This window comes from Photobacterium jeanii (assembly GCF_001650345.1).
Classification (GTDB): Bacteria; Pseudomonadota; Gammaproteobacteria; order Enterobacterales; family Vibrionaceae; genus Photobacterium; species Photobacterium jeanii.
In genome coordinates, this window is record NZ_LVHF01000033.1 from 1 (window position 1) to 23971 (window position 23971).

18 protein-coding genes are annotated in these 23971 nt (G+C 45.0%); 10 read left to right on the forward strand and 8 right to left on the reverse strand.

All coding sequences use genetic code 11. The annotated features are described in order from the left end of the window. A partial coding sequence (locus tag A3K86_RS17735; protein ID WP_332310137.1) for a transketolase-like TK C-terminal-containing protein occupies nt 1-652 on the forward strand: 652 nt, incomplete at its 5' end. 336 nt (nt 653-988) lie between these two features. Here A3K86_RS17735 and A3K86_RS17740 read toward each other — a convergent pair. Beyond that, nucleotides 989-3607: an alpha/beta fold hydrolase gene (locus A3K86_RS17740; protein WP_162844303.1), complete on the reverse strand. Its 2619-nt coding sequence runs from the start codon at nt 3605-3607 to the stop codon at nt 989-991. A gap of 48 nt (nt 3608-3655) precedes the next feature. Continuing rightward, nucleotides 3656-4930, reverse strand: a complete 1275-nt coding sequence (locus A3K86_RS17745; RefSeq protein WP_068334447.1) for an OmpP1/FadL family transporter — start codon at nt 4928-4930, stop codon at nt 3656-3658. 611 nt (nt 4931-5541) lie between these two features. Between A3K86_RS17745 and A3K86_RS17750 the strand changes: the two genes are divergently transcribed. The 8 genes from A3K86_RS17750 (at nt 5542) to A3K86_RS17785 (ending at nt 11841) form a co-directional block, all read left to right on the forward strand. Next, nucleotides 5542-6081, forward strand: coding sequence for a hypothetical protein (locus A3K86_RS17750; RefSeq protein ID WP_068334450.1), 540 nt, complete (start codon nt 5542-5544; stop codon nt 6079-6081). A 341-nt stretch (nt 6082-6422) separates the two neighbouring features. After that, nucleotides 6423-6824 carry a DUF2170 family protein gene (locus A3K86_RS17755; protein WP_068334453.1) on the forward strand — a complete coding sequence of 134 codons (402 nt, stop codon included), beginning with the start codon at nt 6423-6425 and terminating at the stop codon, nt 6822-6824. Continuing rightward, nucleotides 6821-7507 (forward strand): PspA/IM30 family protein, encoded by a 687-nt coding sequence (locus tag A3K86_RS17760; protein WP_068334455.1) that lies wholly within the window; start codon nt 6821-6823, stop codon nt 7505-7507. Before A3K86_RS17755 ends, A3K86_RS17760 begins: the two co-directional genes overlap by 4 nt. An 18-nt stretch (nt 7508-7525) precedes the next feature. After that, complete coding sequence (locus A3K86_RS17765; RefSeq protein WP_068334458.1) at nt 7526-8572, forward strand: potassium channel family protein; 1047 nt, start codon at nt 7526-7528, stop codon at nt 8570-8572. After that, entirely contained in the window at nt 8565-9200 is a 636-nt protein-coding gene (locus tag A3K86_RS17770) for a YjfK family protein (RefSeq protein WP_068334460.1), read from the forward strand. Before A3K86_RS17765 ends, A3K86_RS17770 begins: the two co-directional genes overlap by 8 nt. 25 nt (nt 9201-9225) lie before the next feature. Continuing rightward, entirely contained in the window at nt 9226-9642 is a 417-nt protein-coding gene (locus tag A3K86_RS17775) for a DUF350 domain-containing protein (protein ID WP_068334462.1), read from the forward strand. An 11-nt stretch (nt 9643-9653) separates the two neighbouring features. Further along, nucleotides 9654-10277: a DUF1190 family protein gene (locus A3K86_RS17780; protein ID WP_068334464.1), complete on the forward strand. Its 624-nt coding sequence runs from the start codon at nt 9654-9656 to the stop codon at nt 10275-10277. A 670-nt stretch (nt 10278-10947) separates the two neighbouring features. Next, the gene (locus A3K86_RS17785) at nt 10948-11841 is read left to right on the forward strand and encodes an endo alpha-1,4 polygalactosaminidase (RefSeq protein WP_068334466.1); all 894 of its coding nucleotides are present in this window, start codon (nt 10948-10950) and stop codon (nt 11839-11841) included. A 117-nt stretch (nt 11842-11958) separates the two neighbouring features. Here A3K86_RS17785 and A3K86_RS17790 read toward each other — a convergent pair whose 3' ends face one another. The 5 genes from A3K86_RS17790 to A3K86_RS17810 form a co-directional block, all read right to left on the reverse strand. After that, nucleotides 11959-13215 carry a quaternary amine ABC transporter ATP-binding protein gene (locus tag A3K86_RS17790; RefSeq protein WP_084406673.1) on the reverse strand — a complete coding sequence of 419 codons (1257 nt, stop codon included), beginning with the start codon at nt 13213-13215 and terminating at the stop codon, nt 11959-11961. Then, nucleotides 13208-14107: an ABC transporter permease gene (locus tag A3K86_RS17795; protein WP_068334469.1), complete on the reverse strand. Its 900-nt coding sequence runs from the start codon at nt 14105-14107 to the stop codon at nt 13208-13210. The genes A3K86_RS17790 and A3K86_RS17795 overlap by 8 nt, the downstream gene beginning before the upstream one ends. Before the next feature lie 135 nt (nt 14108-14242). Continuing rightward, nucleotides 14243-15241 carry an ABC transporter substrate-binding protein gene (locus A3K86_RS17800; protein WP_068334476.1) on the reverse strand — a complete coding sequence of 333 codons (999 nt, stop codon included), beginning with the start codon at nt 15239-15241 and terminating at the stop codon, nt 14243-14245. A 349-nt stretch (nt 15242-15590) separates the two neighbouring features. Beyond that, entirely contained in the window at nt 15591-16991 is a 1401-nt protein-coding gene (locus A3K86_RS17805; RefSeq protein WP_068334478.1) for an alpha-amylase family protein, read from the reverse strand. Nucleotides 16992-17431: 440 nt separating this feature from the next. After that, on the reverse strand, nt 17432-20134 hold the full coding sequence (locus tag A3K86_RS17810; protein ID WP_068334484.1) for an EAL domain-containing protein: 2703 nt from the start codon (nt 20132-20134) through the stop codon (nt 17432-17434). 403 nt (nt 20135-20537) lie between these two features. Here A3K86_RS17810 and A3K86_RS17815 point away from each other — a divergent pair, with 403 nt between their 5' ends. Further along, on the forward strand, nt 20538-21947 hold the full coding sequence (locus A3K86_RS17815; protein WP_068334487.1) for an alpha-amylase family protein: 1410 nt from the start codon (nt 20538-20540) through the stop codon (nt 21945-21947). Between the two features lie 107 nt (nt 21948-22054). Here the strand turns inward: A3K86_RS17815 and A3K86_RS17820 are convergent, their stop codons facing one another. Continuing rightward, nucleotides 22055-23524 (reverse strand): cytochrome-c peroxidase, encoded by a 1470-nt coding sequence (locus A3K86_RS17820; protein ID WP_232322025.1) that lies wholly within the window; start codon nt 23522-23524, stop codon nt 22055-22057. Between the last annotated feature and the right edge of the window lie 447 nt (nt 23525-23971).

Genomic DNA, 23971 nt, shown 5'->3' on the forward strand with positions numbered 1-23971 from the left:
TGCGCTAATGAAAGTGCAAAACATCCAAGTTTACACTCACGATTCAATCGGTCTGGGTGAAGATGGTCCTACGCACCAACCAGTTGAGCAAATCTCTTCACTACGTCTAACACCTAACATGAGCACATGGCGTCCATGTGACCAAGTTGAGTCAGCTGTAGCGTGGAAACTGGCTATCGAGCGTAAAGACGGTCCAACGTCACTAATCTTCTCGCGTCAAAACCTAGCGCAACAAGAGCGTGATGCAGAGCAACTAGCGAACATCGCTAAAGGTGCTTACATCCTGAAAGATTGTGAAGGCAAGCCAGAGCTTATCCTTATTGCAACGGGTTCTGAAGTTGAGCTAGCAGTAGCGGCAGCAGCAGAGCTAACAGCAGAAGGTAAGAAAGTACGTGTTGTTTCAATGCCATCAACAGATGCATTCGACAAGCAAGACGCTGAATACCGTGAAGCAGTACTACCATCAGACGTAACAGCGCGTATCGCTATCGAAGCGGGTATCGCAGACTTCTGGTACAAGTACGTAGGTTTCGGTGGCAAGATCATCGGTATGACTACCTTCGGTGAATCTGCACCAGCAGGCGAGCTATTCAAGATGTTCGGCTTCACCACTGAAAACGTTGTGAACACAGCAAAAGAGCTACTAGCTTAATTTGCTGATAACGAATCAAGGGTGCACCTGTGCGCCCTTGTTTTGTTAGTACTGACACTATTCAGTATTTATGGGCAACAAGAATCCTTCGCTTGTTGCCCATAGCAAGCAAAATTCTAACAACAATAAGTTCTACCTTTCATCAGACTGTTAGAACAGAATCCCTTCTTACATTGCCGAACATGACGTTCGGCTTTTTTTGTAAACCCTTTGCCCGCCCATGTTTGATCACATGAGACCAAAGTTTAAGCACCTGAAACAAAAACGCCCCAGCATAAGCTGAGGCATTCATTATTTCACTTCCATCCGAGATTTCACTTACATCCTAGGTGCGAGCTATTCACTTACATCGATAATGGTAAGGTCTTGTGGCGCAATGCGGTGAGAACCTTCTACGTACTGACCAGCGCTCAGTGAATACTCAACAAAGGATGCCGCTTGAATAGCCAATTCAGTTGCCGCCGAGTCAACCGAGCGATAATCCCCATTACCTTCTGTTTCCGATGTCGTCAGTGTGCCTGCTCCAATATTATGAGTCCCCGTCAGAAAACGGGTAAATGAACGATCCGAGCTATTCAATGTATTTTTTAAGCCGTAAACCGTCTCAAGCGGTGTCGCCCCTGCTAGCGGAAATTCGGTGGTATCAAGTGAGTAATAAGGTTTAAATGCCGAACCATTAAAGCAGCCCATATCTTGGCTTGCATTAGCTCCCGTCGTTTCGGTTGCTTGATTACACACTTCGTACATGGTCGGATTCGTATGCTCAACCTTAATCGGCACCGTCTGATCGGCAGTAGTGAAGTAGTTACCGGCAATGTCTTGTAGTGCTGGTTGTTGTGAAATACTCCCGGTCACTGACAACGATAAAATCGGAGTCTCTTTCAGCTCATTACCATAGTTAAGCGGGTCAACCGTATCAACAACAGCTTGCATCAAGTATTGAAACTCACTGAAATAAACTTTCGCAACGTCATCTGATTTCAGTTTGTAGTCACTTGGATTTTGCTCTGCATATTGGCGTACCGCAGCCACACTTTCTAGACCTAGCTCTGTCGCCATACGTTGATGAAATTCAGGCATAGCTTTGATCGCGGGTGGCACTTCGCTGTGACCTAGCCATACTGAATTCATCAAAATACCACCGATACCACCACCTGGGTTGGCAAGGATAGCGCCATTTAACGCAAGATCGCTTTCAGCAACAATGCCACTAAAACTCGCCCCAGCAATAGCGCCCATCGAGTGACCCATCACAAATACATTCTCGCTATCAAAACGTTCAGCAATGTTCGTTGGATATGTAAAGTTCAATCCTTGGTCTAGCGACGCACGCAGGTTAATCAAATCTGCGATACTTTGACGCAAGTTATCACGCGATGTCAGCAACGCATCCGCTTTCAGGAAGTTCTTCACATCAGCCTGCTCATGACCACTAAATAAGCCCCGCAGTGACTGACTCACATTCACTTCATAACTGCCATCACCATCGAAATCCACCGCTCGGGTATTGTGCAATGGGTGATCAATAGCAATCACAGCATAACCTTGGTTGGCTAATTCAGCTTGCACAAAGTTATCCAGTAGCAACATGCCACCGTTGCCGAACTCTTTTGCTGCCGTGATACCATGAGCAAACAACACCACAGGCCAACCATCGTTAGGCATTGGGGTACGATCGGGGTTTGGCAGTACCACTTGTACTTGAAGCTCTTGAGTAGCTGTAGATATCGGCATAAGCGGATCGCGAATTGTCCCCTCACCTTCTACGTGCCAAGCACTATAGAGCGGCTGACAGCTTTCTCGGGTGAAACGATAGCTATCAAAGTAGGTTTCATTGTCATCAACTTTGATACCGTCAGTTTTAAACCAAAAACGCGCATCAGCCTGATTATTGCTATCAATGGCACAATTGGTGTGATTGATAGCAGAGGAGTCAGCAAGGTAATAAGGCAGTTTGACTGTCGCTTGTAACTTGCGTACGCACTCAACCAACAAGCCATCGCCGACGTTGCTATCACAGAAGTTAGGGTCGATATCTGGGTTACCAATAATGCCGCCAACTACACGCCCGACAATAGTATCTAAGACTTCAGGCGGAAGCCCTGCACCAACCAAATGCTCTTCAGGCGTATCAGCAGAAGTTAACCCATTAGCATCGGCTTCTGGATTCTTAACTAATGATTTCAGAACCTTGCCAATTGATTGAGTTTTAATGGCTGCGATATAAAAAGTATTGTCAGGGGTGATCGCTTCATCGCCCAGCGTTGTAAATAAAGCCTCAGTCTGCGCCTTATAAGCCGCTAAAAGAGGATCGGTTTGCTCATTTTGGAGCAAATCATTAAATGCAACGGATGGTTTAACTGCATCGCCACTGGTACTTTTCAGGCCATTTGATACCACTAAAACATGCTGAGTTGCCGCCGCAAAAGGGCGCAACGGTAAAATTTGTAAATGACCAAAACGAGTTGCTTGTACCGTAAAATCTTTTCCGAATTTAAGCTCGCCATAGCCACTTAATGGGAAAGAGCGCTCCGCAAACAAACGCACATTATCTTTAAATGTACCGCTATCTAACTGAGATACATCCCCTTCCATCGGCAGTGAAAACGGCGCAGTGGTTGACCAGCCATCAAGATCTTCTAAGGCACATTTAGTCGCATTTTCAACGCTTGACTCAGGCGTCGCACCATCGTCAGTATCGCCACAACCGAAAATAATCAGTTGGTTATCAATACTTTGAACACCATCCTTGCCAAGAAAATACAAATCATTTGGCATAGGTAGGTTGCTATCACTGGCGATCTGCTTGGTATTCTCGATGCCAAAAGTAAATGCTAAGTTTGCTGGCAATAGCTTATCTTCGCTACTGCTGTCATCGTCAGATGAGTTACATGCCGCTAATGTGCTGGCTGTGAGTGCCACCAGCATCGCTTTCGTAATTAGATTCTGTTTCATGAGATCCTCGCGATTCATACTCTGCTCCGATGGCAGAGCAAAGTATTACTAGAAGGTGTATGAATATTGAATGGCGTAAAGCATGGCGTTACTGGTGGTGGTCTTGAAGAAAAGTCCTTCCTCTTCAATGATCTCACCGGTTTCACCTTCAAGGTAAGTCAGCCCCAAATCGAATTGGTGAGCACCACGGTAGTAAGACACCCCTGCGGAGTACCAGATACGATCCGAGTCAGGAATACTGGCGGTAACATGTTGATCGGTTGGTGTTTCATCGTAAGCGACACCGGAGCGTACCGCCCAATGTGGGGTAATTTGGTAAGTGGCACCTAAAGAGTAACGATTAGAGTCTTTCCACTCTTCTGGCTTTTGGAGGCAGACTTTATCGTTGTCACCTTTGGTACTACATTCATTGCCAACAGAGGTGGCTTTGATCTCTTGGAAGCTACTCCAGCCAATGTGCACCCAGCTGTAATGAAGGGCAAATTTGTGCGTGAGTTGGTGATGGCCAGATAACTCAAACATTGCAGGCAGACTTAACGTAAGCTCGCCATCAACATTTTTTACGTACTCTAATTTGGCATTTTCAGTGTCCATCTGAATACCGCTGAACTCACCGCTCATATCAATATCGGAAGCCCCTGTGTACGCAAAGCCCCAACGATGATTGTCATTTAGCTTATAAACCGCCCCGACTTTATAGCCAAAACCAATCCCATTGCCTTCTAGGCTGGCGAATTTATTGGTTTCTCCTTTCGTCACCATTTCCGCGATAGGTGAATAACGATTTAACTCAGCATGAGCCAGCAATAAACTCGCACTGGCCCCCAACGCCAGACTGTCGTTAATCTCATAAGCAACACTGGTATTAAGGTTAATCACAGTAACGGCGGTATCGCCTGCAATAACGCCAAATTCTTGGTTCACTTCATCGCTGTATTCAGACGCAAGGCCAAAATCAGAATACGAGCCAAAGCCGACTGTTAACTTGTCGTTGAATTCATGCGTCATGAATAGGTTTGGCACAAAAGCCGGTGGCGCCGCTTCTTCTTCAAACGCATCAACCGTGGTGCCTTTACTGAACTCGATTTGAATATTGGGATCGATATACGCAATACCCGAGCTGATGTTGGTACCTTCTAGCATGCTCATCGACGCAGGGTTGCGAGCTAAGGTCGCTGCGTTATCTGCAATGACAGCCTCACCAGCAAATGCTCGTCCTAGGCCAGATGCTGAGTGCTCTGCAATCTGAAACCCAGCTGCCGCTGTCATACCACTCCATGCACCTAGCATACTCAGTGCTATCAGTTTCTTTTTATTCTTCATCCTAACCGCCTCGCTGCCTGACTTACTGAGGGAAAACCTCATCATTTTGATTTTGGATTCAGCGGGGAATTTACAGAACGAAATACCATATATCAAATATTGCGTGAAAAAACTGTTAAGTGGAGAATTCTAATTTTCGCTTAACCTATTGTTTTACTGCAACTATTAATAAGTCCAACAATAAGATTTTAGACTTTTTACTCTATTGCAACACAATGAATTAACGATATTTTATTTTTAGTAAAGCAGGTGACGTTAATTAAGATTAAGCAAATTTATAGCGCGGTAAGGTAATAACAACTGCAAGATAGAGCAAAGAGCCTCCAAACTAGACTAACGACATTTCTGGCGAAAAAACGCTCAACAATAAAATTCAATAGGTGTCATAGTAAATTACTTGCAACACTTTACCGTTTACCATACCATTTAATGGTTAGTCTTTTTCAAATCACTTTCCTTAGCGTTTGCTAATTCGCTAAGTATTAAGGCAGTTACTCTTGTTCTAACTGCCCCTTTTTTTCTCTGACTTTCAAAAGGCACCATCCAGTTGAGTCAAAACCTTAAAATTTAATCTTTTGATGGCATTGGTGGGCACCAATAATGGAATAAACATGGCACGTGTAACGCGCAGCGAAGCTGAAAGAACAAAACAAAAGATCCTCCAAGCCGTCACTCACTGCTTACTCGATCCAAGTATCGGGTTCGATAAAATGACGTACACACGTCTACAAGAAATGACCGGATTATCACGCGGTGGCATCCTCAATCACTTTAATAAAAAAGCTGACTTTTTGATCGCACTCGATCATGATTTTCACCTCTGTTTACTCTCTCCGCTTGATTTCAGTAGCCGTGATGCTTTTATTCATTCCTTCGAGCTCGCTTTACAACAAAGAGAGTTTCGCACCATCCTCATTCTGATGATCCGCCATATTGCACAAGGTGCACCCAATATCATCGCAGAGCGGACATGGCTACTGATGGCAACCAAAATCAAAACAGAATTAGGGGAAACTGTTCTCGAAGAAGACTTACCGCGCCTTCTTGGCAAAGTTTGCACCCTATTGCTGAATGAACAACAACACTTCCCATCGATAGCAATGACCAGCCAACTTCTTACATCTCGTCTCGTACCTAGCGAGGTTGAGTAACCCCAAATTCAGCGCAGAATTACCTTTTCGTACACACAGAAACCAGCCTTACAGTACGCATTCACTTTGCCTTTAATTAGGATTAATGACAGTTCCAATAAGGCACTGCGCTGCAACAAACCGCCTTTTTTTTGACAATTTGTTCCACAAAAGTGCTTCTACCCTTCACAATTCTCACCTTATTTGTTTAAACTTGCAGCTATATCTTGGAGATAACGCCATAATAAATGGGGCATTTTTCCGCTTCATTTAAACAACATTGAACGTTTACACAATCTTGGGACCTAAGTTCCATACCTGATTGTCCATTATTTTAAACAGACCAATGAAAGGGGCTCACAATGACGTGGCAACTACCTGAACTGCAAACGCTGCTAGCAGAACATGATGGCTGGCAAGTTGAAGCAACTGAACAAACGCTCATCATCAAAAACGAAGACCAAATTGAAGCTTACCTAGCGGTTGCAGGCGAACAAATTTTGGTAGAAGTGCTGCTATTTGCTCAACAGCAAGTAAAAGATGCAAACGCACTGAACGACTTTGTTCTACGCACTCACAAAATGTTCCCACTATCAACCATTGGTATTAACGACATTGATGGCGAAAGCTACTACGTTGCCTTTGGCTCTTTGTCTTCACAATCAAAAGCAGAAAGCGTTGTTATTGAGGTAGCAACTCTGTTCCGAAACGTTGAAGCCTTTATCGAACTTTATCAAGACCACCTAGCGGAGAATGCAGCATGAGTGTTTGGAAAAAACTAGTGACAGCCCTTAAAGGTGGCGCAAATGAAGCTGCTGAAGCGGTAGCCGACAATCAAGCGCTACGTATTCTTGACCAAGAAATCCGTGAAGCAAAAGCTGAGCTACGTCGTTCTGACGAGGCACTAGTGAAGATCGTTGCCAAACGTAAGCTGTCTTCACAAAAAGTGGCTAGCTTTGAAAGCGGCATAGCTGAGTACGAAGGCCATGCTCGCTCTGCAATGGAAAAAGGTCAGCAAGATCTTGCACTTGAGTGTGCACAAAAAGTCGCGAACCTTCGCAACGAACAGCAAACAGAGCAAACTTACCTAGAGCAGTTCACTCAATCTGAACAAAGCATGCGCACTAACATTGCGCAAGCTAAAGACAAACTACGTCAACTAGAGCAACAAGTTGATGTTGTTAAAGCGAACGAAGCAGTACAAAAAGCACAATCTGCTGTTTCAGCAACTAACGTGGGTGCAAATGCAAAAATGCACACGGCGGTTGAATCGCTAGAGCGCATTAAGCGTCGCCAAGCAGAGAAATCAGCTCAGCTTGAAGCGGCAGCTGAAATGGCTGAAGAGCAATCTGGCAGCGGCCTAGATAAGAAACTGGCTGAAGCAGGTATCACTCCAGGTGGTAGCCAGTCAGCAGAAGACGAACTAGCGCGTATTTTGGGTAAATAACCCACTCGGAGGTAGTGAATGTCAATCTGGTTAATGCTGCGCCGCTGGGTAGCGACTCAATTCGGTCAACTTAGTAGCCGCAACCTTGCGCTGTCTTTACTTGCTTACGCAGCAATCAGCTGGCTGTTATTACGCCTTGCTGGCGAAACAGCGCTAACTCACTCATTAACGGATTTCGTTTACTACCTCTTTGTTACTGCATCAACCGTGGGCTACGGCGACATGTCGCCAACCACAGACTTAGGCAAATGGGTCGTCTCTTTATTCGTTATTCCGGGCGGATTAGGGCTTTTTGCCATTGGAGTCAGCCGTATCGCGAGCCTATTACTCCACTACTGGAAAGGTGGATTAATGGGGAAACGGAGTCTGAAAGTGAAAAAACACATTCTCGTGCTAGGTTGGAATGAACAACGCACGCTAAGTCTACTCAACATGCTATTGCACGAAGAGCAAGGACGACGCGATATCGTGTTATGTGTCCGACCTGAAATTGAAAACCCAATGCCGGGTAAAATTGAATTTGTACGCGTCGTGAGCTTTACCGATCATCAAGGCATGCAACGCGCAGGTGTTACTGATGCCGATTGCATCATTGTCGATAACCCAGAAGATGATGTGACCTTATCAGCTGCGCTTTACTGCGCGAACCAAAACCCTGATGCTCACTTACTGGCGTATTTTAACGATGAAGCCTTAAGCCAATTGCTTAAGCAGCACTGTCCGAACGCTGAGTGTATTCCTTCGGTATCAATCGAGATGCTTGCGAAAGCGGCGGTTGATCCCGGTTCAAGCGAACTGCACCATGAATTACTGAGCACGCAAAAAGGCATGACTCAGTACTCGGTTATCTATCCGCAAGATAAACCTACCACCACCATAGCCCCGCTGTTTCCGCTTTTTAAACAGCAACACGATGCGATTTTAATCGCCATTGATTCAGGCAACGGTGTGGAGCTGAATCCACCATTAGATCGCACAGTAACACCGGGCGATAAACTGTTTTATATCGCGGATGAACGTGTCGATGACTTTAATTGGCAGCAATTAGGAGAAGAGCATGTTTGATTGGTTTAAGAAGAAATTAACGCCGGAAGAACCTAAAATCCAAGCCCCTGAAGTGCTTGGATTACGTTTAGGTGGCGCTGTGGAATTAGACGATCTTCGCCTCAAGCTCATTGAGCCTGATCTGATCATCGAAGGTGCAGCACGCACCCAGCTCATTCAAGCTGTGGGCGTCGTTAACCTTGATGAGCAAACCCGCTTACTACGCTACTACACCGACGACGATGGCTTCATTCAAGTGCTGCAACATGGCCGCTCTGATGCTGATGTCAGTGAAGTGAAGCTGTACTACTTCTACCACACTAAACCGATTGATACTCAAGCCCAATGGAATGACGCGCTAAACCATCACATTGTGCAAGATAGCAAAGAGCTTGAAGGTCACCACTTCGACAAAGTGTGGGAAAACGAGCGCCCTGTGGCGATGACGGAAAAAACCTACCTCAGCGATGGCACCAGCAGTGAAACCGATCAGTTTGTGATGATTTACGAACGCGAACTCGGCAATGACCAATTTGAGTCAATGATGATCGCGGGTGAAGAGAAGTTTGTTAAAGACCGTGCAGAATGGTGTGTTGTCACTAGTACAGGATTCCCATTAACCCCGACTGACTTCACTGTCATCGGATAATTAATAACGATTTATAGGATAATTCATGGAAGTTTTTAGCCAATCTCTTGCTGGCCTAGGGGCGTTTCTACTCTATTTTTCACTATCAATAGTATTCTTGATGCTATTTAAATTTGTGTACGTACGCTTCACTCCACATGATGAATGGAAGCTGGTTAAAGAGCAGCAAAACACAGCAGCTGCTGTCGCGCTATCAGGATCTGTATTGGGTTACAGCCTAGCCATTGCAGGTGCAGCGTCTAACTCAGTGAACCTAATCGACTTTGCTATTTGGGGTGTGGTTGCTCTTATCGCGCAACTAGCGGCGTTTTACCTTGTTCGCTTTGGCTTTATGCCTAAAGTGGTTGAGCGTATTGAAGCCAACGAAGTCCCTGCGGGTTTATTGATGGCTGCAACGTCAGTGTCTGTAGGCCTACTTAATGCCGCTTGTATGAGCTACTAAGGGAGGCGGCAATGAAAAAGCGTAGTGAACGCGTCGTTCTTGCTAGTATGCGCAAAAACTGGCGCCCATACATGGTGACTCCGCTAACTGCGGTCTTCACTGGTATCGCTTTAACCGGTTGTAGCGACAACAGCAGCGAAGCAGAAATCTATCACACTCTAGATGACTGTATTAGCGATAACCCAAGTTACAGCGAGCAATGCCGCTCTGCATACCAATTTGCCCTTCAAGAAGCACAACGAACTGCCCCTAAATACCAACGCATGGATGACTGTGTGGCGGAATTTGGTGCTAACGGCTGTATGCAATCACCGGGCAACAACTGGTTTATGCCAGCAATGGCGGGCTTCATGTTTGCACGTCTGATCAACAACAACACTGGTTACTACTCTCAGCCAATGTTCCGTTCATACTACCCTGGTAGTGTGTTCTACGACCGCTGGGTCACCGCTGATGGCTACGACTACGGACGCAGTTCATACCGCAAATCGACGGTACGTGTCAGCAAAGATCAGATGAAACCTAAAGCGACACAAAGCAAAACCATTTCACGTGGTGGTTTTGGCTCTAGCGTTTCGGCTAAATCAAGCTGGAGCAGCAGTAAGTCTTCTTCAAGTAAGAGCTGGGGCGGCTAATCGCATAAAATGGGTATTGCTGAGCATTCGATCGATTGACTTAGCAGTACCCATTTCCTCTACACAACACTCTCCCCTAACTCCTATCCACTCTACACTTTGCATTTTCTTTTTCATCCCACTCTTTTTTGCATATATTCCTTTTAGTTTTTTATTCTCATCGCGGCTTAAAACAATTTAATTTTCATCAGCAAAATTATCAAATAAACATTCAAATTAATCATTATTTCTTTGTTATTTAATTTTAATATCAACGCCCTTACCCAAATAAGATAAATATTAACCACCAAATAAAAACAAATAAGTACCACAAATTAATAACACTAATATTCTTGGTAATTTAATTTATTTCAGACGATTATTAATTACAAATGAAGCAGTACATTGTCATGCTTATGTCAGAGTTATCAGCATTAAAACGCATGCATATTGCACACTATAGTGAAAACGGTTAAATTATCACCGGTTCAACGAGACAGTCTCACTTCTAAGAATAGGTAACACTTTACCAATCAACCTTTTATGGTTGTACCTTAGCTAACCCTTTGATCTCATATTACTTTCTATGAGTCTTCACTTGCTTTGAATTAAATCTAATTAAACATTGCAATAACAGTTAGTTAAGTAAATACACCTTTCACTGCTGTGAAATAAAAGAAATTGAGTGCTTATGCGATTATTATCTGCGGTATTACTTTCATCTTTATTGCTAACTGGCTGTGGCTCAGGCTCGGGCGAATCTGCCACAAATAACAATAGAGATAACAATACTACGCCGGTTACACCTCCGGTTCCTGATCCTGACTTAAAACCGGATGTCCCACCGACACCTGAAGGTAATTGGTATAAACCAACACCATCTACCACGTGGCAATGGCAGTTAACAGGCACAGTAAATACTTCGTATAACGTTGATGTGTATGATATTGATCTTTTTGACTCATCCGAAGATTTAATTGCTCAACTACAGCAATCAGGCAAAAAGGTTATCTGTTATTTCTCAGCAGGTTCTTATGAAAATTGGCGCTCTGATGCCAATAAATTTAACGAAAGTGATCTTGGTAATAATTTAGATGGCTGGCCGGGTGAACGCTGGCTTGATATTCGCTCGGCTAACGTACTGTCGATCATGAAAGATCGTATGACCCTTGCGAAGCAAAAAGGGTGTGATGCGGTTGAGCTTGATAATGTTGACGGTTATAGCAATAACACCGGCTTTAACCTAACCAATAGCGATCAATTGGCATTTAACCGCGCAGTAGCTAACTATGCGCATTCGCTTAATCTCTCAATTGGCTTGAAGAACGATCTTGAGCAAGTACTAGAGTTAGTCGATTACTTTGACTTTGCCATTAATGAATCTTGCACCGACTACAACGAATGTCATTTACTCAAGCCATTCATTGATGCAGGAAAAGCGGTCTTCAATGCCGAGTATCAGCAAAAATACGTTAACGATGCCAGCGCACGCGACGCCATGTGCCAGCAATCAAAACAGATGCAGTTCAGCACCTTAGTGCTACCCGAAGATCTAAACGATAGCTTCCGCTACAGCTGTCTATAACTGCAAAAGACACTAACAACAAAAAGGCAGTGAGTAGTATTAACTACCCACTGCCTTTTACTTTCCACCATTTAAACACCTTTGGCTATTCCTGTTGCTGAAAGCACAGCTAAACAACTAGGCCGCCAACTCCTTTTTACTAGCCGACTTTTTTGAGTCATCACCCTCGTCTTGATTGTGATGCTCACTCAGCACTTCAGCTAACGTCGAACGCGATAAACGCCCTTCGACATCACCTTCCGCATTCACGACGGGTAATGGGTGTTCGTTATCCAAGGTTTCAGGGATCACCTCTTCCAACAAAGCATCACTTGGAATAGCAGGTACGTCTTCCAGCAAAGATGCATCAATCGCTTTGCTGTAATCTTCCTGCTCTACATTCTCCAATGCTTCTTGAGTGATCACCCCTTGGTAGCCGTCATCATTAACGTAATAACCGTAATCATCTTTGGCTTTACGCATTTCTGCCACCGCTTCACCAATGGTATCTGCTGAAATACGCACCACTTGCGGCTTCATCACGGTTTCAACCGTCAGCGCACGGGCACGATTAACGTCTTTAACAAAAGCTTCCACATAATCATCAGCTGGATTAAGCAAGATATCGACTGGCGCCCCTTGTTGTACCAATACCCCATCACGCAAAATCGCAATGCGATCGCCCAGACGTAACGCTTCATCCAGATCATGGGTAATAAACACAATAGTTTTGTGAAGCTTTTCTTGTAGCTCGATCAGTTGGTCTTGCATCTCGCTTCGGATCAATGGGTCAAGCGCCGAGAACGCCTCATCCATCAATAGAATATCGGCATCAGTACACAGGGCACGTGCTAACCCAACCCGTTGCTGCTGCCCACCCGACAATTGCGAGGGATATTGGCTTTGATAGCCGCTAAGACCTACGGTATCGAGCCATTCTGTGGCTTTTTGATGACGCTCAGCTTTGGCTACGCCTTGGATCTGTAAGCCATACGCAATGTTCTCAAGTACAGTTCGGTGTGGCATCAAGCCAAAGCGTTGAAACACCATCGACATCTTATGGCGACGGAAGTTTTGTAGCGCTTTTTGATCAAGCTTCATCACGTCTTCGTTATGAACAATGATTTCTCCCGCAGTCGGCTCAATCAAACGATTAAAGTGGCGGATTAAAGTCGATTTCCCCGAGCCTGAGAGTCCCATCACCACAAATATCTCGCCCGGGTACACATCTAAATTGATGTCACTTAACCCAACGGTATGCCCCGTTTGCGTTAAGATTTCATCTTTCGATTTACCGGCTTTCACTTGCTCAAGCACTTTAGCACCATTGGGGCCAAACACCTTGTAGAGGTGCTTCACACTGATCAGCGGCGTTTTATTATCTTGCTTAGCCATGTTCGTGCCCTCCAAGGTGCTGCTGCGTGCGTTTGGCATAGCTTTGTGAAACCCTATCGAAAATGATCGCCAAGGCGACAATGGCTAAGCCGTTAAGCAAGCCTAATGTAAAGTATTGGTTGGTAATGGACTTAAGTACAGGTTGCCCCAAACCTTTCACCCCAATCATGGAAGCTATAACCACCATCGCCAATGCCATCATGATAGTTTGGTTGATCCCCGCCATAATATTTGGCAATGCCAGCGGTAACTGCACGCCAAACAGACGCTGCATTGGGCTAGCACCGTAAGCCGTGGCGGCTTCAAGCACTTCTTTATCAACTAACCGAATCCCTAAGTTAGTTAACCTGATCACAGGTGGAATAGCGTAAATCACTACCGCAATTACCCCTGGGATTTTGCCAATACCAAGTAACATCACCACAGGAATGAGATAAACGAACGCGGGCATGGTTTGCATAATATCGAGCAAAGGCGTCACAACCGACTGCACCCGATTCGATCGCGCCATCGCAATCCCAATCGGGATCCCAAGCCCAATAGCCACCAGCGTTGACACCAAAATGATACTCATGGTGCGCATGGTGTTATCCCACATGCCAAAAAAGCCAATCAAAAAGAAAGCCACTGCCACGCCTAAAGATAGCTTCCACGAGCGACTCGCAAGGTAAGCAAGCCCTGTCAACACGGCAATAACCAACCACCAAGGGGTGGCCAATAACAGCTTTTCAAAACCAATTAAAAATGACAATAAAGGGTCAAATACGGCTTCAATTGCATCACCGTATTCTCGTGAAAAACTCCGATACGCGCCGTCTAAGGTCTTTCGTATTTCTAGCAATTGATGGCGATCCAATTGCGGTATTTCCGTTAGCCAAGACTGATCAGCCATAACTCATCCTTGATTTCTATCTACAACCTCTCCTGCTTTTAGATGCAATCCCCCTAGGTAAGAGCAATACATCATTCAGGAGATAAAACTAAGAAGCCCGTCAATCATTGACGGGCATAAAGTGAGAGTGAACACTTACATTGCTGCGAGTGCTTTCTTGATCTTGTCAGCGGCTTGAGGTGAGACCCAAGGCGTCCAAGTTTGTGGGTATTCTTTGAGGAAGTGCTCCATCGCGATTTCACCATCCGCTTGGTATTCTTCCATCCACGCTAGAATGTCATTCATTTGATCATTACCAAATGAACGCGCTTTCAGATAGGCCACCGCATCAGGGGCACGCTCAGCAAAAGTGGCAGTGATCACCGTATCAACTGGTGATGGCGGATACATCGTCGGTTTAGGCTCTAAACACTCTTCTTTGGTGATACAAGATTGGTAGTGCTCTTCATCTATGCCCGAGCCAAAATCTACCTTCACCATTTTGTATTTACCCAGTACCGCTGTTGGCGCCCAGTAATAGCCAAACCAACCTTCTTTGCGTTCATAAGCTTTAGCAATTGAACCCGCTAAGCCCGCACCTGAGCCTGGATCGATCAGTTCAAAGCCTGACTTATCCAACTCCATTGCGTTAAAAAGGTTATTGGCTGAGATTTGGCAGTTCCAACCAGCAGGACAGCCCATAAAGGCCGATTTTGAATCATCTTCAGGATGAGGGAAAAGTTTGGCATTCGCCATAATGCCTTTAATGGTGGCAAGGCTTGGATCTTTCTCGACCATATACGCAGGTACCCAGAATCCTTCTTCACCACCATCAGACAAAGTAGAACCAGTGATCACCAAACGCCCATCTTTTGCGCCGCGCTCTAGCGCTTCTTTCATTGAGTTACTCCACAACTCAGGCGCAATGTCAGGCTCCCCTTTTTCGATCATCGAGGTCCCCGTTGGCATGGTGTCACCGGGAACAAGCTCGGCATCACAGCCATAGCCCTGCGCCAAGATGAACTGATCGATATGGGCAATCAAAGTTGCTGAGTTCCAGTTCATATCGGCAATGGTCACCTTACCGCACTCTTGTGCTGACGCCGACATTGACGCCCCTGCCAACATCAACGCCGTTACCAGAGTCTTCTGCATAAAACATTCCTTATTTCAGTGTCTTGATATCCATGATTTCGCCTTTTCAGCTACACGATAACCGCTTCCTGCGATCCCTTAAGTAGCAAAACAGCCGCTTTTGTAAGCAACCTATAGATAAACTTTCGTATGGACATTTATACAAAGCGTTTACCTGTTTTAGGTTGCCAGCGGCTGTTAAAGGAATAGTCCAACCATGACTCACCATGATTAACTATATTTTGCACACTAAATAATTATTGAATACTTCAACAGAAAGTCCAACTTGAACTCAGTTATTTTCAGTTAGTTTAAACCAACAACACAAAAATAAATGTTTAGTGCTGTAATAAAATTGCCATTTTTCTCACTAATTTTTCAGCATAATGGCGCTTCTAGCTGGCACTGTCACCGTATGATAACGAGAGTTGATGGTTTCAACGTGGCCGCTTAATACATCTTGATAAGGCTGATACCAGTTAAACTCATAACGATTTGTATCTATGGTGTAAGACTTATCTGTGCCACATTTATTGATGCCCACTAACCCTGCTTTTTCACGTTTAAACACCACTAAGCACTGGTCGCTATGCATCATTTCCATCGTTTTGCCTTGCATTGCATTATGGAAACTGATCATCTTCACCATCTCGCTGCGATTCCAAACATCCGCCCAACGCCCATGGTCTGCATCTTCATGATCGGGTAACTCATCGCTATACACCAATGGTGTGCCACCATCGCGCCCCATAATGTAGCTGTATGCCAGCTTCTCATCTGTTGGGTCCATGATCTGATAACGGAAGCCCTTATTGGTTGGAATATCGTGCGTAATGGTAAAAGTCACTGCACGCTGTGAAGATAGCGCTTGCCCGTACGCTTCAGGATCATGCAATAACTGCATACTACCGTTATAAGAAAAAGCAGCGCGCATCGAAGCAAATAGAGGGAAGTCGTAAGCACCATGTGCTGTATTGTTTAAGTACGGGGCTAAGAACTTATCAAAGCTGCTATTACCTTTACCGCCACTGGTGATCACCTCACCAAACACATGCATGCCTTGCGTGATCTCGTTAGTGAAAATCTGATCAATTTGGTACTGGCTCATGTGCTTCACAGCATCAATGCGGAAGCCTTTGATCCCCATCGCTTTTAGTGCCTTGAGGTATTGACGTTGCTGATCAACCACCCAGTGATTAGGATCTAAATCAGGCAATCCAGTATCACCGTCTGTGCCACATAAGCGCCAGTATTGGACATTACCCGGATTATCCCAATCACTGATGCAACCTGCTGGGTGGAAATCATTGCTAGAAAATAGTCCTTTGCTCAAGTCACCGAATAGCTTTTGGCGTTCAAAATACTCAGCGTTATTTTTATATTGATCTAATAACGCTTTGCCTGGGTAATTAAGGTCGGCGCGTTTCCAACTTTCGTTCGCCATATGGTTGAGCACCACATCCGCGTACACCTCGATACCGTTCTTTTTCATTACGGCAATCAATTTTTCTAAGTCTTCCTTATTACCTAACTCAGAATCGATTAAACGTAAATCTTGAGGCTGATAACGGGCCCACCACTCATTCCCCGAAGATTTCATAGCAGGCGCAATCAAGACTTTCTTATATCCAGCTTGTGCAATTGCGCTGGCATTGGCTGTGATGTCGCTGTACTTCCAGTTGAATGCATGCAAAATCACGTCAGCCGATGCCGTAGAGCTCAGCGCACAGCCCGCAAACGCTGCCGCTAGCAGTAATGGTTTTTTAAACATATAGGGTTTCTCATCGTTATTGGTATTAGTTGCACTTAACCATCGACAAATCATCGTGTTATGCCAAAGGCATAGTTAAAAATCGACAGTAAAGGGTGCAGCAAAAGTCGCCACTTATCATGCAATGTGATAAGTGAACGCATCGGGGAAGTGACGTTGCGATCTGCGAAAATATTTAAATTAGAGGTAAGACGCTAAATGGCAACGCACAGAAATGTAGACAATTTGAATACAAAAATAGACTGCCACAGCCCAAGGTTGTGACTCCCATCAGACTATGTAGAGAAGCGAAGAAAGAAAGTGTGAAGGTGACGATATTTTGCTTACAAATAAACACCACAAAATCATAAGCCACAATGATTAATTACTACAGAATACTAACCGAGATAGCTATTCTCGAATATCAATCTGAAATCTAGGGCTTTGCAACATTTCATCCTTTAAGGATTTTCGCGGTACGCCTGCGCTAGAAAATCATCAAGCTGTGCTGCTGGTAAAGGACGACTATACACATAGCCTTGAATAAGGTTACACCCTAAGGCTTTCACTAATTCAGTTTGCTTATGAGTTTCGACCCCCTCAGCAAGCGTGCAGTACCCAAACGAGTGGCACATCATCACGATAGAGCGAACAATCTCACTACTGGATGATTCGGTATCAATATCCATAATAAATGAGCGATCGATTTTCACGTATTTCAGCGGTAGCTGTTTAAGCAGCGACAACGAAGAATAACCCGTCCCAAAGTCATCCAGCGCAATTTCAAACCCAACTTTTATAAACTTATTCAGCACTCGCTCACAATAAGCCAAATCGGTGATCGCCGCTGTCTCTGTGATTTCCAAAATGATATTAGATGGATCGCCCCCTTCTTCGAGTACGATAGCAATATAATCTTCCGCAAAATTGGGGCGCATTAACTGACCAGGGCTAACATTGATCGACAGCTTAAGCACCTGATCAGGGTACATCGTTGCCCAACGTACGTGTTCTCGCACTGACTTTCGGGTCACAACTTCACCCAACCTCGCAATCAAGCCACTGTCTTCAGCAACAGGAATAAATTTAGCCGGACTCACGACGCCAAGTACTGGTGAATGCCATCGAGCTAAGCTTTCCACTCCGTAAATTTTTCCAGTATGAGGATCAAACTGTGGCTGAAAATAAACCGTTAATTCATCGTTTTCAATCGCTTGACGCAGCAGTTGTTCTAAGGTTGCTTGCAGCTGTACATCTAAGTCCATTGAACAGTCATACAGCATTACATTCACCGAACTACTACGTTTAGCGCGATACATCGCAATATCTGCTTTTTTAATCAAGTCATCAGCGGTTGCGCCATCTTTAGGGTAAAAGGCAATCCCCATGCTGCCACGTGTGGATAGCTCTATAGACTGGTAGCTAAACGGTGTTTCAATCTCTCGCAACATCCGTTGCGCTAACTGCATTGCACTCTCTTTTGTCGAAACATCACAAAAAAATAAAAACTCATCGCCACCTAAACGAGCCAAATAGTCATTTTTTCGCACCACGCGTCGCAGCGAAGCCGAGACATGCTGTAATAGAGCATCACCGACATCATGACCATAAGTGTCATTAACGAATTTGAAGCGATCTAAATCCATCAACATCACGGCATGTGGTACTGCCGGGGATTCACGGATATGACGATCGAGCTGCTCTTTCATCATTAAGCGGTTTGGGATCCCCGTCAAAGTATCGAAATAAGCCAAATGACGAATTTTCTGCGCCATGTTTTGCGTTTTTTTCTCACGCAACTCGATCGATTCAATCAAAGCATCGCGCTCAATAAAAAGTGACAACATATCTAAGTAGTTATTAAACATGCAATAACCACTCATCGTAGAATTCGCGTATAAGTCATCCACCACTGCGACGACCCCACATAAACCATCAGTATCTTGGGGAATAGGAATGAGTGTCACTAAATAGGAATCAGGTAAATGATGATCAAACAACTGGCGAGGCGGATACTGCTCAGGCGTAAATGACACCTTGGTAATTTCGGTACAACGCTGTGTTTGCTCAGCAACTGAACACACCTGCGTAACATAGAGCTTATCCTTGTCTCTTTGCTGATAATTCAGTGCGAAACATGCCCATTTAAGCGACGCGTTATAAACACTGGGTAGATTAAGCAAAGAATAAAAGCCGTGCTGTGCCAAATTAAAAAACGATTCATGAATTTCTTCCGGTCGATTCACCAAATCATCCAAAAGCTGCTGACGCACCGCACTAATCGAAGGACCTTGATTTTTCTTTTCGTCTGGAGCGCCACAAGAATCTCGTACAATCAGCTGCTGCGGCATAATAATCGCCGGTGACGAATAAGGTGCGCCATAAATACGTGCTAATAATCGATCTAACGCTCGCTCCACCAGCACTTCTAATTGCTGATCTACTGTCGATAACGCTGGCTCAAATCGTGCGCCAAGCAAAGTATTATCAATACTGATCACCGCCAAATCATCAGGCACGCGGATACCCGCGACCTTCAGCTGCTCGATAAACCCAACCGCGTTATAATCGGTAGCACAAATCACCGCAGTACAAGGAGATTGACGACGGATAAATTGCCGACCAGCTTCACGTCCACCAGGAAGCGTTGATTCTCCAGCATGGAAAAACCACTCAGGTTTATAGTCCAGATCCCAATGAGTAAACCGATTACAATAAGCTGAAAAGCGGCGTTTGATATCTTTCACTGCGGTGTTACCACAAAAGGCGATCTGACGATGCCCAAGCGAAACTAAATGATCAAAAGCTGATTCAAGCCCCTGTTGTTGGTGACTCGTAATAGTTTCCACTTCCAACTCAGGGTAGATCCCCCCCAACGACATAACTTTAATGCCTTTCTCTATCGCCTTTTGCATCAGTTGAGGTGAAGCGGAATCTAATATCGAAATTAAGCCATCAAGGTGATCAAATGCGAGTGTCAAATCATATTGGTCAAAGCCACCTGAGCGAATAAGTATTAAGTTAATCCCTTTTTGCTGCGCGATAACACGAAGGCTTGAAGTGATCTCACCTAGATAAAAACCGCTCAATAACGGCACTATCACCCCGATAGTTACAGAGGGCTTATTAAAAGGGGAATAATGGTTATCAGCTAACAGTGGCATGAACTCAATCTCGTTATTATTCTAGGCACAGGCTTTTCTGGTCTTAGCACCGCACTTTCTGTCTTTTATGGCTAAAAAACCTGACCAGTGAATCATAAAAGCTGTGCTTTATGACCACATCCTCCTCCCCTGAATAATTCCCATTAATTGACAATTTTGTTAACTGGTTAGCATATTTAGCCGTCGCATCAATCGCTTTTCCCAATATTACTGCCTAAATATCGCAGTCACTGGCATAAGTGCTTATTGTCACATAAAAATAATAAACATCAGCAAAGCCGTTATCCCCTAGCTCCTCGCGTCTCATCCTTGTGACTCCTACCCTTGATTTTGACAAAGAGAGGAGGTTTTCCCACAAAACTGCCATTACTATGCATGCAGTATTTAACAAGGTTGTTTCTCCATGAACGCGATTTCAACACCAATCAAGGCACTGCAGTCACAGGCAACCAATGTGATTTTGCACACCTTTGACTGGCCTTACAGCCGCATTGCGGACTATGCCTCAGATATAGCCAAAGCGGGATTTAGCGCAGTACTGGTTTCACCACCAATGAAATCTTTAAAAAGTGAAACTGGCACGCCTTGGTGGCAACGCTACCAACCGCAGGACTATCGGGTGATCGACAACCAATTAGGCGATACCCAAGATTTTAAAGCCATGATAGCGGCAATGCAGGCCGTTAACTTACAGGTGTATGTCGATGTGGTGTTTAACCACATGGCAAACGAAGAAGACATTAATGATGGGTTGATCTATCCCAACCTCAAGGTATTGGCCAATTACCAACAAAACCATGAGCGCTACCGTGAATTGACACTGTTTGGCGATTTAAGCCAACCTTTATTTAACGCAAATGATTTTGTACTGGCATTCCCGATCAAAGACTGGACCGATCCGTGGGAAGTACAGCATGGACGGATCAGCAATGGTGATCGAGACCCCGGCTTACCGACCCTGAAATATTCAGCCAAAGTCGTTAATGAGCAAAAAGCTTACCTCAAAGCACTAAAAGATCTTGGAGTGCAAGGTTTTCGCATCGATGCCGCTAAGCACATGACCATGGAACACTTGCACCAAGTGTGGGATGAGGAAATTTGTAAAGACTGCCATATCTTTGGTGAAATCATTACCGATGGTGGTGCGACCAAGGAAGAGTATGAGCTATTCTTACAACCCTATTTAGCCAATACCTACTTAGGGGCGTACGACTTTCCGCTCTTTCATACCCTCAAGGCAACGTTAACTGAAAAAGACGGTAACATGGCAAGCCTGATCAACCCTTATTCACTGGGTTCGGCATTAGCACACGATCGCGCTATTACCTTTGCCATCACTCACGATATCCCCAACAATGAAGTCTTCCTTGATCAAGTCATGCCAGAAGCGGCTGAGCGACTTGCCTACTGCTACTTACTAGGACGTGATGGGGGCGTACCTTTGATCTATGCCGATCTTGATACCAGTGGCATTACCAATCATGCCAAGCATCCGCGCTGGTTTGATAGCTGGCAAGATCCTCAGTTACAGCAAATGATCCACTTCCACAATCTCATGCATGGTCTGCCGATGAAGGTTATCAGTCATGATAACGATTGCCTGCTGTTTGCCCGCGTAGACGCGCAAGATCAACAGCGTATTCATGGGCTAGTCGCTCTTAACAAGGGCGATAAAGCCGCCACCATGCGCTTACCAGTTAAAGTCCGTGATGAATTACTCAAACTCGACGGAGTTACAGTTAATACCGAACTACAAACACTCACTCTAGCGCCAAGCACTTGCGCCATGCTGTTTAGCGAACAAATCCAATAATGTGATTTACGATCCCGAGCTAAAAAAATGCCGAGTCTTCATGACTCGGCAAGCAGGGAAAACAATCACTTCAAGCAATCATTACGGTACAAGAACCATGTATACGCTTACTCCTGAGGAAAAGGATCATGGAATAATGGCGATGTTAAGAAAGTCTCATCAGTGAGCGTTTCCATGAAAGCAACCAATGCCTCTTTCTCTTGTTGAGTGAGATTGAATCGTGCTGGCGGTCCCGATTGGCTACCGTTACGACGCAGAATTGGTGCGAGATTACGATGGGCTTGCACGCCACTGTTGTAAAACTCCACAACATCCATCAAGGTTTCAAAACGACCATCGTGCATATACGGTGGACTCGCTTCAATATTGCGAAGCGATGGCACTTTAAAGAAACCACCACCCGCCCCTTCATCGTCACTGGTATTGGCGTCTAATCCATTGTTGTGCGAGCTATCACCGGTATGAGCAGAGGTATGGTGGCAAGTATCGCAACGTAACGAACCATTACGATCGCCCGGTACGCCAGAGAATAAACGTAACCCTAATAACTCTTGCTCGGTAAACACGGCTTCAAAATCGGGGTCATTCCAACTACCAGCAGTAAATGCCTGATCAAACTTCGACTGATAAGTCACCATAGTGCGAATAAACTGTGCTAACGCTTGCGCGATTCGCTCGCTGGTGATCGCCTCATCACCAAATGCGGCTGTAAAGAGTGGACCATAAAAGCTGGTTTGACGGAGTTTCACTTCCAGATCGAGCAAGTTCATCCCCATTTCGACACCATCTTGAATTGGCATCAACACTTGTTGCTCTAGGGTTTCTGCCCGCTCATCCCAGAAAAAACTTTTTGGGGTGTAATAACGTGCATTAGATAAACTCATCGAATGTCGCCCTGTTTTTCCGCCCTCAAAACCATCACTGAACACTTTGGGGTCGGAAAAGCCATGCTGTTGCTGATGGCAAGAAGCACAAGAAACGGTGTTATTTTGCGATAAGCGTTTATCGTAAAAAAGCACTCGCCCAAGGTTGGCACCGGCGTTATTCATTCGGTTTTCAAACGGCTCGGTATCTTGTCCAGCTACATTACCAAAGCTGGCCGTAATACGAGTGTAGTAACGAGGTTGGGCGTCAACATACGCCTCAAAATCAGGTGTTACACTGAGATCTGGAAGGGCGAGGCCATCAATATCCACTTTAGGCTCAGGTTCCGGCTCTGGTGGTGGGTTATCGCCGTCACCGCTGCCATCGCTACTATCACCACCTTCGCTGCCACCTCCACTCTGATCACCGCCACTAGAGCCATCGCCTCCTGAGCCGCTACCTCCAGAATCATCTCCACCAGCACCATCATCACCAGTGCTGCCGCCCCCCTCGGGAGGAGGCGTGACGCCGCCTTGATCGCCAGAACCATCAGTTTCTGGGTTTTCAATCTCGCCCGCTTCATCTGCGGGGGTACGGCCTTCTTCGGTTGTTACTGAAAGTACAGGGGATGCACTTTCTTCATTTGCGTCATCATCACACGCCACGACGGATGTCAGGACGACAGCCATCGCGATCATTTTAGGAGTATTCATTAATACTACCCTCTAGCCAACTTGATTATTGTTAGGGATTTAGCTGGGCTGTAACGCCCATTTCCCCTTGTTTTTATATTTTGTGGTGCGCTTTTTTGCGCCCAATATCAAACTAGCAAGCAAGGGTATGTCTTGTGTCTTATAACCAATAATAACCACCTTTTTAAAATGGTTATTGCCATTTATAAAGTAAAAAAAGGAGAGAAAACAACTACGCAACAGCGTGAGGTTTATCTGAGAATGTTTAGTTTCGTGTTCAATAGAACCCGCTCCCTCACGCTAATTATGGACATTTAATACCATAATGATTGGACGATATGGCTATTTCCCCTTGTGACAATCATCACTATTCTAGCCCCCAACAACACGGAGCAGCATGAATAGCGCAGCCTACCTGCAATCAATCGCTGTCTTTATCGTGGTCATATTTTGCAATAATTAATCGCG